Below are 14025 nucleotides of genomic sequence, written 5' to 3' on the forward strand. Positions count from 1 at the left end.
ACGGACGGCCGGCGCCGCACGGGCCCCGGCCGTCCATCCTCCCTCCGTCGATCGTCAGACCCCGGCCAGACTCGGCACCTGGACGTGGTGCTCGTGCTTCTTCTCCTTGGGATCCGCCGGGCCCATGTCGTACTCGCCGCCGGGGTACACGAACGAGTCGCGCGGCGCGTAGAAGCTGCTGCCGGCCACCACCTGCAGCGGCGACGCGGGGCGCAGCGCGTACACGGGGTGCAGCGGCTCCAGGAACTCGATGGAGCGCACCGTGAACCGGCTCACCAGCTCGCCGATGTAGGGGTAGTTGCCGCTCACCAGCCGGTCCTTGACCTGCGTGATGTAGCGCAGGTGGCCCGCCAGCACGATGTCCGCCTGGTCGCCCACCTCGGCCGTCGTGCGGATGATGGGCCGCTCGTCCACGTACGTCGTGGCCGTCAGCACGCCGCCGTTCACCTCCAGCGTCGTCCGCCCCGGCGAGGCCGGCACGCCGCGCTCCGACGCGTACTCGCGCACCACCTCCGACGAGTTGAAGTAGTGCGTAAAGAAGCGGCCCGGCGTCACGCCGTCCGGCGCGGGGTGGCCGTCCACGTCCAGCCCCAGGTACGTGAGCGAGTACGCGCCGAAGCCCGTGGTCTGCTCGGCGCGATCGACCACGTACTGGTTCATGTAGATGGCGCCGTTGGCGGCCGGCTTGAGCGCGGGCGGAAGCAGCTGGGCGGCGGCACGCGGGTCCGCCGGGATCCAGCTGGTGTAGAGCATCCGGCTGTTGGATACCATCTGCGGAGCGGCAAGCTTGGACTTGGACATCGATCTATACCTCAAGCGTAGCTGATTCGGTGGATGCGAGCCGGATCGTTCCGGCTGCGTGCCCACCCCATGGGCACCAAGCGCGCCGCGCCCCGGCACGCCTCCACGAAGCCGGACAAACCGTTGCGGATCAGCAGGATAGAGCAGATGCGCCTCCATCCCTCCACCCGGCATGTACGCCCCGCGGGCGGGACACGCGCGGGACGAACGGGGAGATGATGCCTCACCTGGGGCGCGTGCGGCGGATCGGGCTAATAAACAAGAGGCGGAGCCCGGTGACAGGCTCCGCCTCGATTCACGTCCTGCCCCGGCGGCGATCACTCGTTCGCGCCGACGAGCTCCGCCAGCCGATCGAGCACGGCGTCGTAGTGGCGGCGGCGTTCCTCGCGCGCGTCGGCGCCGGGCAGGTGCTCCTCGTGAAAGGAGAGGGTCGTGCCGGCGGCCGCGGGGATCACGCGCACCTGGATGGTGGATGCGCGCTCCCGGCCCGGCGCATGGCGCGTGACGCGGACGTGGCTGTCGGGCTTGATGACGCGCACCTCGCCGGACGCGCCGTCCGCGGCCGTGTACGCGGCGCCCCTCTCCCAGGCAAGGTCGCGCGAGTCGCCCAGCCACGCGCGCACGCCGTCCGGCGAGGTGACGAGCCGCCACGCGTCCGCCGGTGCCAGCGGCAGCGTGCGCCGCACGCCGACCTGGAACCCCGTGGCCGCCGTCTCGCCCACCGCGCGCGCTCCCTTGCGCCGCGCGTAGCCCACGGTGACGGTCTGCCGCCACCAGCTGCTCTCGATCAGCCCGTCCGCCAGCAGCGCGACGATCTTTCCGTGCGGCAGCTCCGCCGCGCCGCGGGCGTCGAGCACGGCCGCCCACTCCTCCCACGAGCGACCGGTCGCGTTCACCAGCGCCTCGTCGCTCACCTCGTTGGCCGCCTGCGTCCCGTTCTCCGCCATCGCATCCTCCCCGTGATCGCCATCCCTCGTCCGCTCCTATGATCGCGACCTGCACCCGCCGCTCGCAAGCGCGCATCAGGTGGTGCCGGTGAGTGGGCCATGTCCGTGCCCATCGCGCCGCCATCCGCGCCGGACGAGCGTGCCCAGGCCGAGGTATCCCGCCACCCGCCAAGCGAGCAGGAGCAGCACCTGCAGCGCGATGATCCGTCCGTCGAACTGGAGGGATGCCACGCCGGAGAGGACCAGGTTCACGTTGAGCAGGATGGCGCCGATGGCGGCCGGCACCAGCAGCACGCCCGTGAGAAACGCCAGGCCGACGGCCAGCTCCGCGAACGGGATGACGATGGAAAGCACGCGGTCCATCCCCGTGCCGACGAGCAGCTCCGCGACGCGCGCGTAGAACGGGAACGGCGCAGGCGTCTGCCCGGCGGCGACGGCGCTCAGCAGCCCGTGCAGGCCGTCGCCGTCCAGCCATCCGCCGCGCATCTTGCCGATGCCGAACTGCAGCCACACCGAGGCCAGGTACAGGCGCAGCACCAGCCACACGGGCGACGTGAGCAGGCTGCGGAACGGCCAGGTGAGGATCCGGGTGTGCCGGGGGTGCTGGGTACGCATGGGCTGCCTTCCGTCTGTCGGGTGACGTGTGTCCTGCATCCTGCTGACAAGATGCTCCCGACACGGCGCCGCAACGATGCGGAAACCTCCCCGACCTGCGGCGCGGCGAATCCTGATGCCCCGTGCCGAATCACCGCACGTCGCCGCGCCTATCCGCCGGGAGATCCCGCACAGAGGCCGACCACGTCGGTACGCAAAGCGAGGGTTCCCGGGCAACGGGAACCCTCGTAAATCGGATGCGGCGGATGGATGCCGATCAGTCCTCGCCGGCGTCCAGGCCGTAGTCGCGATACCAGCTTTCGGCGGTGAGCTCGCGGATGTCCTTGTAGTACGCGGCGACGCGGATGGGCGTGTTGGTGGCCATGGCCTCGTTCATGTGCGTCAGCAGCACCGAGCCGACGGCGTGCAGGGCGTCGTGCCGGCTGAGCCCCTGCCCCATGAGCCGGACGATGGCCTCGGCGACGGGCGTTTCGTCCGCGAGCGCCGCCTGGGTTTCCACCATCACGTGGAGGGCGGCGTGTGCGCGCGGGTTGGGCGTGCGGATGCGGGCGTTCTCGTGATACTGGAACACGAGCTCCATTTCGCCGCATCGAAGATGTATCTCTGCGAGAAGACGCGCGCGAAGCTGAAGCCCGCCACCTGCCAGAACCACACGCTCGTCACCAGGAACCCGAGACCCAGCCCGATCAGCCCCACGAACGACAGGGCCAGGGCGCACAGGGCAATGCCCCACGCGCGCCAGTACGCGCGGCCGCCCTGCAGCGCGCGGGACAGGGCGCGCACAGGGTCGTAGATCTCGCGCGGATCGAACGCGCGGCAGTAGTGCGTCATGTAGCCGGGGATGGCGAGCGTCGCCAGGACGATGAGTGCGCCGCCGGCCGCCATCATCGGCATCGAATCCATCCACCAGCCGAGCCACGCCAGCGCTGCGCCCGGCAGGTAGTAGTACGCCATCCCGCCGAACGTAATCAGCCCGTGGCGCAACAGCTGGCCAGGTCGGCGCCACGCGGGCCAGGCGGGCTCGCCGGCCATCATCTGGTGCACCATCACCACGCGATGCCCCATGTTCATCAGCCAGCCGACGAACGGCACCAGCAGCCACGCCGCGCCGACCAGCACGTCGCGCCGCGCTTCCGCTGTCTGCAGCGGGAACGCAAACGAGGTGCGGAGCGAGAGCGGCGTGCGCAGGTCGATCATTAGGGCGGATGAATGAGGAATCGTCGGACGAGGCGCGAACGGAGCGCGACGATCAGTCTTGCGTCGGTGTCCGCACGTAGATGTCCGGATCGGTGCGCTCCATGGCGCGGTCCGGGTGCGCCAGCGGACGGAAGCCGAAGCGGGCGTAGAGGCCGTGCGCGTCCTGCGTCATCAGCATCCACCGACGCAGGCCCTGCAGGTCGGGATGGGCGGTGATGGCTTCCATCAGCCGGCGCGAGATCCCGCGACCGCGGAAGGCCGGCAGCACGTACACGTCCGCCAGGTACGCGAACGTGGCCCGATCGGTGACGACCCGCGCGAACGCCACCTGCGCGCCATCGTCCGCATCGAACACGCCGAAGCAGAGCGAGTTCCGAATGGAGCGCTCCACCGTCTCGCGCGGAATGCCCCGCGCCCAGTAGGATTCACCGCCGAGGAACGCGTGGATGGCGTCCACGTCCATCTCGTCGGGGTCCGTGGAGATGCGGATCGGGGGAATTGGGCCGGACATGGAAAAGACGGGACGGGTGATGCGCTGCGGGCGAGCAATGCTGCCTCCGCGCCGCACCGCACGCAAGGAGCCTCGTCATCCAGGTGCCCCGTCCGGATCGGTGATCGGGGGATGGCGCACCGGTTGCCCCGGCGGACGCGGTGATCGGAACATCGGATACTCAAAGGAGCGGAACGGGTGAGCGAGCACGGACTGTTTTCACCGTTGCGGATGCGCGGCGTGGAAATGCGCAACCGCATCGGCGTGAGCCCCATGTGCCAGTATTCCAGCACGGACGGGTTCGCCAACGACTGGCACTACCTGCACCTGGGCAGCCGCGCGGTAGGCGGCGCGGGGCTCATCATCACCGAGGCCACGGCGGTGACGGCGGACGGCCGCATCTCCCCCGGCGACCTGGGCATCTGGACGGACGAGCACGTGGAGGGGCTGTCCCGGTGCGTGCGGCTGATGGCCCAGCATGGCGCCGTGCCCGGCATCCAGCTGGCGCACGCGGGGCGCAAGGCGTCTACCGCGGCGCCCTGGGACGGCGGGCAGGCCGTCGACGTGGAGCAGAGCGGATGGCGGCCCGTGTGGGGACCCAGCGCCATTCCGTTCGGCTCGCGCTCGCTCGTTCCGGAGGCGCTGGACGAGGACGGCATCCACGGCGTGGTGCGCGCGTTCGCGGAGGGCGCCAGGCGGGCGCTGGAGGCCGGCTTCAAGGTCGCGGAGATCCACGCCGCGCACGGCTACCTGCTGCACCAGTTCCTGTCACCATTGAGCAACCAGCGCACGGACGCGTACGGCGGATCGTTCGAGAACCGCATCCGCCTGACCCTGGAGGTGGTGGACGCCGTGCGCGGGGTGTGGCCCGACGAACTGCCGCTGTTCGTCCGCATCTCCGCCACGGACTGGGCGGACGAGGGATGGGAGCTGGAGCAGTCGGTGGAGCTGGCGCGGCTGATGGCGGCGCGCGGCGTGGACCTGGTGGACTGCTCCACGGGCGGGCTCGTTCCCGGGGTGAAGATCCCCGTGGGGCCGGGCTACCAGGTGCGGTTCGCGGCGGAGGTGCGGCGCCGCGGGGGCGTGGCCACGGCGGCCGTGGGGCTGATCACGGACCCGCGCCAGGCGGACGAGCTGGTGCGCCGCGGCGACGCGGACGTCGTCCTGCTCGCGCGGGAGATGCTGCGCGACCCGTACTGGCCCCTGCACGCGGCCCGCGCCCTGGGCCAGCCGGCACCGTGGCCCGTGCAGTACCTGCGCGCGGCGGACTAGGGCGCATCCGCCCCCTCCCGCTTGCGCACGTGGCGCGATAGAATCGCCGGATGCGAAGACACGTCCTTCCCGTCCGGCGCTTTCTGTCGCTGCGCCGCTCCGGCATCCACGGCCAGGGCGTGTACGCCCGCGCGCCCATCCCCGCCGACACGCGCGTCATCGAGTACCGCGGCGAGCGCATCTCCAACGCGGAGGCGGACCGCCGCTACCCGGACGACGAGTCCGCCGCGCACCACACGTTTCTCTTCGCCGTGGACGACGACACGATGATCGACGCCTCGTTCGGGGGGAACATGGCGCGGTGGATCAACCACTCGTGCGACCCCAACTGCGAGGCGGTGGAGGAGGACGGGCGCATCTTCATCGAGAGCCTCCGCGACATCGAGCCGGGCGAGGAGCTGGCGTACGACTACAACTACATCCTCCCCCAGCGCCACACGGCCAGGCTCAAGGCACGCTTTCCCTGCCACTGCGGGGCATCCAGCTGCCGGGGGACGATCCTGGGCAAGAAACGCTGAACTGCATTCTCACGCAGAGGGAGCAGAGGCAGCAGAGTACCCCGGTTCCAGCACGGAACCGGGGTTCTTGCCGTCGGGCAGCTTTTTCCTGCGTTTTCTCACGCAGAGCCGCAGAGGACGCGGAGTACTTCATCGCGTGACGAGGGACTCTGCGTTCGTTTCGGGCTCAGAACGAAGCGGGATCTTCGGCGATCATCTCCACGCGGCCACAGGTGCGGCAGACGAACAGGCGCACGCGGCTCACGAGCGGCAGCGTGTTCGCCGGCTCCATCGGGACGGCGCAGCGCAGGCAGCGGATCTCCGGCGCTCGCGGAATCGCGATCGGCGCGGGGGCGACGCCGGCCTTCGTGTCGATCTCCGCGACCAGCTCGTTCGCGGCCACCGTGGCGCCCGCGGGGGCGTGGATCACGAGCAGCCAGCCGTCCGCGGGGGCGGTCACCTCCACGTCGACCTTGTCCGTCGAGAGCTCCGCCAGCACGTCGCCCTGCCTCATGTACTCGCCGAGCCGGCGGCACCAGCGCGACACCACCGCCTCGGATATCGTCTCGCCGAGCGCGGGAACGCGGATCTCGATCCGGGCCATCGGTTTTTCCAGGGAGAAACGTTCAGGAGAGAAAGCGGGCAGACGGGGAAGATAGCGGAGACGCGACGGATCGGCATCGCCTGATGTGGCGAGGCCGGCTCCTCGCACGGGAGCCGGCCTCGTGGATGGGACGCGAGATCCTTGGTCGCCGTCATGGACTCGCGATCGGACGAGGTCCGCGCGACGGCGCCTCAGGATGCCGCGTCCGCGGAAGGAGCGCGGAGCCAGTCTTCCCACCGGACGGTGCCGCGCTCGCCGCCCTCGGCCTGCAGCGTGTTGCGACCGGCACGGAAGGCAGCCGCGAGGCCGCCGGGCACGGGCAGCGGCAGCGTGGGCCTGCCGATCCCGCGCGCGGCTTTCCACGCCCGCGCCATCTCGCCCAGCGTGAGCACCTCCGGCCCGCCGAAGTCCGTCAGCCGCCCGCCGGGACCGGCCTCCGCGGCGCGCACCAGCCGGTCCGCCGCCTCGGAGGTCGCGCAGCTCTGGAAGCGGAAGGACGTCGGGACGGGGAACAGCAGGGGGACGCGGGCGAATCCGGCGAGCATGGCATCCACCAGCGAATGGAACTGCGTGATGCGCAGGATGCTGTGCGGCACGCCGACGCCCTCGACGATCCGCTCCGCCTCCCGCTTGGAGCGGTAGTAGGCGAGCGGAATCCCGTCGATGCCCACGATGGAGACGTAGACCAGGTGCGGCGTCCCCACCTCGCGCGCGGCATCGGCCAGGGCGCGGGTGCCGCGCACGTCCACCACCGCGTGGCGGCGCGGATCGCTGGCGGCGTGGATCACGGCGTCCACGCCGGCCAGGGCGTCGCGCACGCCGTCGCCCGTCTCCACGTCCATGCGCGCCCACTCGCGCGCGGGCGGCGCGTCCGCGGGGCACGCGCGGCGGCTGGCCACGCGCACCGTGTGTCCCGCCCCCTCCGCCGCGCGCACCAGCTCGCGCCCCAACCCGCCCGTACCACCCGTCAGCAGGATCCTCATCGTCCGCTCCGTCCAGGAGATCGCATCCGTTCGCCGGCCCCGCCCCGCGGCCGCGATCGACGTCGATGAATCTCTCGACCGGATGCGGCGCGGGGAACCCGATGCGATCACAGACGCATCCGATCCCCCGATGTGACAGCGACGGCGGACATGATCATGGTGGCCAGCTCGTCGCGCAGCTGCGTCGGAGTACGGCGTTCCGTTGGGGTTGCGGGCCTGCAGCAGCGCCGTCAGGTCGCCGCCCTCCGCGCCGCGCGCCCGCTGGCGGCCACAAGGCCGTAGAGCACGTCGTCCAGATCGCCCATGGCTCGTTCGGAGCGGCGGCTGCCCGACGTGGGCCACCAGCGCGGCAGCTTGAAATGTTTATACATGCAAGCCTCTTTTCCTGCCGTGCCGGATGGAGAACCGCGAGACGCACGTAGTTCCCACCGAACGGAGCCTCACAGCGCATCTCCATCTGCCGCGTTCCTGCGGGCTCGGTACCACTGGTCCAGACGCGTGACCGTGCGCGGCTGAGAGCGTCCGGCGCGGAGGAACACCTGGAGCGGCCCGGTGCCCAACCACATCTCCCTCGCCACGTCCGACATCCCCCTCGCGTCCACTTCGCGAGCCACCTCCGCGCGGATCGTGTCCAGCGATGGAGGATCCTTGCTCGTCGCGCACTCCCTGCAGGCTCTGTACATCGTTCCTCTCCGACCGAAACGGCCCCGCACGGCCCTTCCACACCCTCCGTGCGGCACGGATTGGCGGACCCGGCGCACGGATGGTAACTGCGTCCACAAGCGCGCACCAACACGCCAAAACCCAATCTCCTGAACCAAGTGCGAGCTCCCAGTTTTAGGGACTTTCGGAGTGCTCCACGCTCAGGCGACTGTGGTCACGCATCGGAGACCGACGGGATCAGACACAACCTGGCAGGGGGGCTGGAGACATGAGGAAGGGAGCGAGACACCTGGCGTCACCCAAGGAGAACATCGAACGGACCCGCCCACGGGAGCATGAGCACGCGCGCAACACGAGCGAGCCTGCAGCCAATTCCGGGTATGCGCCACCTCCGGCAGCGGCATTCAGGAAGGAGAAGGGACCAGTACGGTTTTCATCCGGGAACATGTTGGGGTCCGGCAACTAGCCGCACGCGGTGGCACAAACCGAAAACACCATCTAAACTGTCGCATCCTGTGAGCAATTCGTGACCCTGTCCACCGCTCATGCCGCCCACGACCCCTCAGACGAAGAAGAAGCGGAGCGGACCGTGGAGCGTGGCGGCAACGCCAAACTGGCCGCTGCCGGACCTTACGATTCTCGACGAGGTCGAAGGTGAACTGGGCGCGCGCCTGCTCATGGATCTCTACAATGTTCGTTTGTTCGCGGAAACTCCCGCGGACCAGCGAAGCGGACTTTTCGTTCCTCACGCCCGGGCCGCGTGGCCGGTTCCCGATGCGCCCGGTCCGGTCCTGGAGGGCGTCATGCTGCTCTCCCGGCTGGTGAATGATCCGGCGGGCGTGAGCTCATACGACCTTGCGCGGGTCTGCAGGGCCATCGCCGAGTGGGCCGAGAATCACTCTCTCCCGGTGACGTCCGTCGCATACGCAGAGGTCGCGGCTCATCTGCTGCCCAGTGACCCCGAGATGGCCAACCTTGCCGGGCGGGCGTGTCGCCGGGCGGCAGAGCGCCAGCGTGCCGAGCTCTGGTACGAACGTGGAGCGGGCCTGGCACGTCGCGCGGGGAACGCGCTCGAGCAGGTGAACGGCCTGTTGGGCTTCGGGAACCTTTACCGCGACCACGGCGATCTTGGCCGTGCGTTCATCTGGATTCGTCGCGCCGGCAGGACAGCGCGACGCAACGGGTTGAGGGAGAGTGCGGGAGAAGCCCTTCACGACGCCTTCTTCCTGAGCTACCTGTCGGAGAACCTGCGCCGGGCAGCCGTGTGGGCCGAGCGGGCCGCGAAGATCTATCCGGTGCACGCCGCGCGCTTTCCGTACTTCGCGGCCGATCTGTGCCTCCTGCTGGGGCGCTACGGGTTTTACACGGAGGCAGTCACCATCCTGCGTGAGGTGCAGGTTCACCTGCGTGCCCCGGTCGAGCAGCTTCAGCTTTGGGCCATTCTGGCCTGGGTGTCAGGGGGTGCGCAGGACCGGGCCACGTATGAACGAGCACTCGCGCGCGTGCAGGAGCTTGTTGACCACCTGCCCTACGCCAGCGCGGCTGCGCTGGCGTACGGTGCCGCGGGCGCGCAGCACCTTGGCGAGTGGGCGCTGGCCGAGCAGCTGATCGGCGAATCGCGAGCGCGACCACAGAACGCGCTCGCGGCGCGCCTGGCTGACCGAGTACACGCGGACGTTTCGACGCGCAGCCCTGGCGTCGTGCGTCCGGGCGATGAAGATCCCGGGCTACGTGCCTTGCTGGCCACCACCGCCTACGTGGTCCAGCGACTGAAGCGATGGCGTGGCGCCACGTGGCGCCCGCGCAGGGCGGCTCAATGACCGGACCCGATTACTACGCCATCGCCCTCTCCCGCGGTGGCGTTCGTCGTTGTGACGCCGGTCGTGTCGGTGCGGTGCCCGGACCCGAACCCGACACCACCCCCATCGAAGGCGGGCTGCTCGGGCGCGGTGATCCGACCCGGCTCGTGCCCGCCGCACGCGGAGAGTGCAACCGCGATCACGAGCCCCCACGCGAAAGTCTTCTTCATGGTGTCCAGTCTTTCCGAGTCGGCGTGCACCAGCTGTGGTCCGGCGGAGATGCCGGCACGGCCCAAAGTTGCGGATTGCATACACAATCCGCCAGTTCACTGGACCGATCGCCGTCCACCTGATCTCGAAGGAATTCGCGCTACGCGATGGACGCGCGGGGCTGCACCGACAGGGTGCGCGGTCAGCGGGACCATTGAGAAGCGGAGCACGGCAAGGATGCCGTGCTCCGCTTGTTATGCCGCAGAGACCCGCGATGCGGATCCGCCCGATGCCGATCAGTGCACGTGGTTGCCGGCGGCCACGATCCAGCGGCTGTCCGGCGACTAGCGCGGCGACTGCGCGTACAGGGCGCCCGGGGGCGAGACGATGCGCCGCTCCGTGCCATCGGGCCGCATCACCGCGATGGCGCCAAAGATGTCGCTGAACCGCTCCTGCACCACTAACGCGAGTACCCCGGTCCGTGCCGCGCCCCGGCTTCCATGCCGGCGCTTTCGGAGGATGCGGATCAGCGGAGCGCGCGGGCGGCGGCGCGGCCCAGGGCGGCGCCCCACAACGCGTAGCCGTACGGTGACGGGTGAAAGCGGTCCGTGCAAAAGAAGCGTGCCTCGTCCTCCGGCGGCAGGGGGACGGGGACGTGATGCACGGCGTCCATCCCCGCCGCCAGGCGCGCGGCGGCACGGTCCAGGACCGTCGCGCGGAGGCCCAGCACGGTCCGCAGCGGCCGCGGAAGGCCGGGAAACCGCCCCATGGGCGGCACGGAGGCCAGGATGACGGGCACGGGACCGCACCGCGCCCGCACGTCGTCGATCAGCGCGCGAAGATCCGCAGCCCAGCGCGCGGGGGCGTGCAGGCGCAGCGTGTCGTTCACGCCCAGCGCGATCACGGCCACGTCCGCCTCTACGTCCGCGGCGCGCGCGAGCAGCGATTGGCGCGTGGCGTCGGCCGTGGCACCGTTGCGGCCCAGCACGCGCCACCGCACGGGCCGGCCCGTCTCCGCGGCCAACCCGCGCGCGACCTGCCCGGCCAGCCCCTCCTGGTGATCCGCCGCGCCCACGCCCGCCGCCGTCGACTCGCCCAGCACCAGCAGCCGCACGGGCGCGCCGTCTCCACCGATCTCCCCCGCGCGCGGACCGGGCGCCTCGGGCAGGCGTGGCGTGGTGCGGCGCACGCGTCGTCCCTGTGCCACCAGCACGGGCGCCAGCAGCGCGGTCGACAGCGTGGTTGCGATTCGGAGCAGCGTATCCGCCATACCGGTGCCGTTGGGGTTGATCGTCACGGTCGATGCGGGAAAGCGCGTGCCAAAAGAAGGCCCGCCATCCATCCGATTGCATTACGCCGTAACTCGGAACTTTTCCACCTGTTTGATCGTACGAGTGCTCACGGGCCAATCATCGGCCCGACTGGGCTCGCCCTGCTCCCCGGCGAGCTCCATCACCCCAGCGGAAAGGCAGTCCTCCCATGACGCAGAAGAAGCTGCACGTCGGCGATCTGAAGGTGGAGGCGTTCGAGCCGGTCAAGCGCAAGGACGAGGCGGACGTGGCCGTGATGGACATCTCCTCGCCCGAGCCCTGTGGCGACACCGCGGACATCTGGGAGTGCGGCTCGTACGAGAACTGCCGCGAGTCGCACCCGTACCAGAAGATCTGCATGTGATGCGCGTCCGGCGCCGGCACGGCACCGGATGACGGACCACTGTCAGAGGCGGCTCTCCTCGCGGGGAGCCGCTTCTGCTTTGTGGCCAATCGGCGGATATCAGGGTTTATGCATATCCATCCGCGACACGCGTCATCCTGAGGAGCGCCCTCCCGGAACCTTATTCGCGCGCGACTCTCCGGGCGCGACGAAGGATCTTGCGTGCGATTCGTGAGGCAGACACCGCGCACGGAGGCGGCGTTCGTGGTTCGGACACAAGATCCTTCGTCGCCGCCATGCATCACGCACGGGTACGGTCCGCGCGGCGGCTCCTCAGGATGACGCTTTCTGCCGGGGTGGCGGAAGCGTTCTCTGAACGCCTTTGCGTGGAGCGCACGGACGCGTCCGGAACCGGAGCGGCCGTGCCCTAGTCGGCGCGGTCGCGGGCGTAGCGCAGGACGGCGGCGAACTCGGGGTCGGCGGCGCGCCAGCGGTGGGCGAAGCGCGCGAAGTGCTCCGCCGCCTCGCGGCGCCGCCCCATCCGCTCCAGCACGCGCCCCTCCTCCATCTCCGCCGCAACAGGAAAGACGATGCCGCGGCTGATGTCCTCCGTAAGGCTGCCGAACCACGCCAGCGCCTCGCGCTCGCGCCCCGCCCGGGCCAGCAGCTGCGCACGGAAGTAGCGCTCGGCCACCGTGCTATATGAATCGTCCTTCACAAACAGCGCCGGCACGGGCGCGGGCCAACCCTGCTCGACCATCCGCAGCGCGCCCTTGGTATCGCCCGCGGCGGAGAGCATGCGCGCGCGCAGCTGGTGGCGCAGGTGGTCCGCAAAGCGGCCGGCCGTCGTGGTGTCCGCCAGCGCGTCCAGGGCCCGCGCGCGACGGACCGCCTCCGCCGTGTCGCCCATGCGCAGGGCCAGCGCGCCCAGCAGGTACGCGTGCCGGGCGGCGGGAAAGCGGCCGCGCTCCTCGTCCACGGGCCCGCCCGTGCCCCGCGCGGCCGGCAGCGGGGTGGCGGCCAGGCGGCGGTACGCCCGCGCGTACTCGTCGCGCGGCAGCTCGGCGGGGGCGAACGCGGCCAGGAAGGCCCACGTCCGCGCGGCGTAGGCCGGATCGACGGCGGCGGCGGAGTCCGCCTGCGCGCGGGCGTCGCGCCAGCGGCCGCGGGCCATCTGCATGTGCGCGCGGGCGGCGTGGCCCACCAGGCGGCTCTGCGCGTCGCGGCCCGGCTCCACCAGCACGCCCGCGATGCGGTAGCCGGCCTCGGGGTCTTCCAGGAAGTCCGCCGTGCGCCACGCGGCGCCCCACGCGGGCAGGTCGTTGGGCCCGTGCGGACGCTGCGCGCGCAGGGCCCGCACGACGGCCTCCTGCCCCGCCGCGTCGCCCCTGGCGAACGCGCGCAGGGTGCGCAACCGCTGCAGCGCCTCGTGCCCCGGGCTGCGCGCGGCGAGGTCGCGCACGAGCGCGTCCACCTCGCCGGCGCGGCCCTGCAGCGCGGCGATGTGCGCCAGGTGCACGCGGGCGCTCACGTTGGCGGGGTCCAGCGCCAGCACCTGCTCCCACGCGGCGTGCGCCTCCGTCATGGTCCGGCCCTGCCACATGGCGCGGTGGTGCAGCACCTCGCCCAGATCGTTCCACGCCTCCACGTTGTCGGGCCGCGTGCGCACCAGGGCGCGCAGCAGCGCCTCGGCCGTGGCGGCGTTGCCCGTGCGAAATGCGAGGCGCGCCCGCAGCAGCGACTGCTCCGCCGTGGGCAGGCGGTGGCTCATGCGCTGGGCGCGCGCGGCGGCCGCGCTGCCGTCCTCCGCCGCCCAGTCCTGCGCCACGCTCAGCCGGTACGAGGCCACGGCGAACGCGCTGTCGCCCGCCACGGCCCGCGCGAACTCGTCCGCCGCCCGCGCGAACTCGCCCGTGCGAAAGGCGCGCTCCCCCGCCAGGTACGCCTTGAGGGCGGGGAGCGACGCCGTCGTGAGCGCGGCCGTGCGGTCCAGCTGCTCGGGCGCCGTGTTCATCCCCTGCGCCACGAGCGTGCGCACCAGCGCGTCCACGGCGCCAAAGAGGCTGTCCTCGCGCACCTCCGCGGCCTCCGCGCGGGCCAGCCGGCGGCCGTCTGCCCCGTAGACGGCGGCGCTCAGGTGCAGCGTGCCGCCGGCCTCCACCACCGTGCCCAGGATAAAGCGCCCCGCGCGAAAGCGGTCCGCGGCCGCGCGGCCGGCCTCCAGCCCCGTCCCGCCGTCGCCGGTGGCGCGCAGGTAGGAAAGGAGCGCGAACGGGTCCACCGTCGTCAGGTCG

The 14025-nt window shown here is 71.1% G+C and carries 15 protein-coding genes and 1 pseudogene; 4 read left to right on the forward strand and 12 right to left on the reverse strand.

Going from position 1 to position 14025, the window contains the following annotated elements:
• Nucleotides 1-54: 54 nt before the first annotated feature.
• The 6 genes from VFZ20_RS23045 to VFZ20_RS23070 form a co-directional block, all read right to left on the reverse strand.
• Complete coding sequence (locus VFZ20_RS23045; RefSeq protein ID WP_329686308.1) at nucleotides 55-801, reverse strand: hypothetical protein; 747 nt, start codon at nucleotides 799-801, stop codon at nucleotides 55-57.
• A gap of 317 nt (nucleotides 802-1118) precedes the next feature.
• The gene (locus tag VFZ20_RS23050) at nucleotides 1119-1748 is read right to left on the reverse strand and encodes an SRPBCC domain-containing protein (protein WP_329686309.1); all 630 of its coding nucleotides are present in this window, start codon (nucleotides 1746-1748) and stop codon (nucleotides 1119-1121) included.
• Nucleotides 1749-1823: 75 nt separating this feature from the next.
• Nucleotides 1824-2363 (reverse strand): hypothetical protein, encoded by a 540-nt coding sequence (locus VFZ20_RS23055; protein WP_329686310.1) that lies wholly within the window; start codon nucleotides 2361-2363, stop codon nucleotides 1824-1826.
• A gap of 256 nt (nucleotides 2364-2619) precedes the next feature.
• Complete coding sequence (locus VFZ20_RS23060; protein WP_329686311.1) at nucleotides 2620-2868, reverse strand: hypothetical protein; 249 nt, start codon at nucleotides 2866-2868, stop codon at nucleotides 2620-2622.
• Nucleotides 2865-3560 carry a hypothetical protein gene (locus VFZ20_RS23065; protein WP_329686312.1) on the reverse strand — a complete coding sequence of 232 codons (696 nt, stop codon included), beginning with the start codon at nucleotides 3558-3560 and terminating at the stop codon, nucleotides 2865-2867. Before VFZ20_RS23065 ends, VFZ20_RS23060 begins: the two co-directional genes overlap by 4 nt.
• Nucleotides 3561-3612: 52 nt before the next feature.
• Nucleotides 3613-4071 (reverse strand): GNAT family N-acetyltransferase, encoded by a 459-nt coding sequence (locus VFZ20_RS23070; protein ID WP_329686313.1) that lies wholly within the window; start codon nucleotides 4069-4071, stop codon nucleotides 3613-3615.
• 177 nt (nucleotides 4072-4248) lie between these two features.
• On the opposite strand from VFZ20_RS23070, the gene VFZ20_RS23075 reads away from it, so the two are divergent.
• On the forward strand, nucleotides 4249-5322 hold the full coding sequence (locus VFZ20_RS23075; RefSeq protein WP_329686314.1) for an NADH:flavin oxidoreductase/NADH oxidase: 1074 nt from the start codon (nucleotides 4249-4251) through the stop codon (nucleotides 5320-5322).
• A 50-nt stretch (nucleotides 5323-5372) separates the two neighbouring features.
• Complete coding sequence (locus tag VFZ20_RS23080; protein WP_329686315.1) at nucleotides 5373-5840, forward strand: SET domain-containing protein; 468 nt, start codon at nucleotides 5373-5375, stop codon at nucleotides 5838-5840.
• A gap of 166 nt (nucleotides 5841-6006) precedes the next feature.
• Here the strand turns inward: VFZ20_RS23080 and VFZ20_RS23085 are convergent, their stop codons facing one another.
• The 3 genes from VFZ20_RS23085 to VFZ20_RS23095 all read right to left on the reverse strand — a co-directional run bounded on the left by VFZ20_RS23085 (nucleotide 6007) and on the right by VFZ20_RS23095 (nucleotide 7777).
• Complete coding sequence (locus VFZ20_RS23085) at nucleotides 6007-6531, reverse strand: lipoyl domain-containing protein (RefSeq protein ID WP_329686316.1); 525 nt, start codon at nucleotides 6529-6531, stop codon at nucleotides 6007-6009.
• Between the two features lie 83 nt (nucleotides 6532-6614).
• The gene (locus tag VFZ20_RS23090; RefSeq protein WP_329686317.1) at nucleotides 6615-7406 is read right to left on the reverse strand and encodes an SDR family oxidoreductase; all 792 of its coding nucleotides are present in this window, start codon (nucleotides 7404-7406) and stop codon (nucleotides 6615-6617) included.
• A 230-nt stretch (nucleotides 7407-7636) separates the two neighbouring features.
• Nucleotides 7637-7777, reverse strand: coding sequence for a hypothetical protein (locus VFZ20_RS23095; protein WP_329686318.1), 141 nt, complete (start codon nucleotides 7775-7777; stop codon nucleotides 7637-7639).
• Between the two features lie 888 nt (nucleotides 7778-8665).
• On the opposite strand from VFZ20_RS23095, the gene VFZ20_RS23100 reads away from it, so the two are divergent.
• Nucleotides 8666-9889, forward strand: coding sequence for a hypothetical protein (locus VFZ20_RS23100; protein WP_329686319.1), 1224 nt, complete (start codon nucleotides 8666-8668; stop codon nucleotides 9887-9889).
• On the opposite strand, the gene VFZ20_RS23105 is transcribed toward VFZ20_RS23100, so the two are convergent.
• Both VFZ20_RS23105 and VFZ20_RS23110 read right to left on the reverse strand, forming a co-directional pair.
• A complete protein-coding gene (locus VFZ20_RS23105) occupies nucleotides 9883-10098 on the reverse strand; it encodes a hypothetical protein (protein WP_329686320.1) in 216 nt (71 codons plus the stop codon). The two genes, VFZ20_RS23100 and VFZ20_RS23105, sit on opposite strands and share 7 nt — an antisense overlap.
• 506 nt (nucleotides 10099-10604) lie before the next feature.
• A complete protein-coding gene (locus tag VFZ20_RS23110; protein ID WP_329686321.1) occupies nucleotides 10605-11375 on the reverse strand; it encodes an SGNH/GDSL hydrolase family protein in 771 nt (256 codons plus the stop codon).
• A gap of 182 nt (nucleotides 11376-11557) precedes the next feature.
• On the opposite strand from VFZ20_RS23110, the gene VFZ20_RS23115 reads away from it, so the two are divergent.
• A complete protein-coding gene (locus VFZ20_RS23115; protein WP_329686322.1) occupies nucleotides 11558-11752 on the forward strand; it encodes a hypothetical protein in 195 nt (64 codons plus the stop codon).
• A gap of 406 nt (nucleotides 11753-12158) precedes the next feature.
• On the opposite strand, the pseudogene VFZ20_RS23120 reads toward VFZ20_RS23115, so the two are convergent.
• Nucleotides 12159-14025: pseudogene (locus tag VFZ20_RS23120) on the reverse strand (hypothetical protein); the annotation flags it as partial.

The organism is Longimicrobium sp. (assembly GCF_036280135.1).
GTDB lineage: Bacteria > Gemmatimonadota > Gemmatimonadetes > Longimicrobiales > Longimicrobiaceae > Longimicrobium.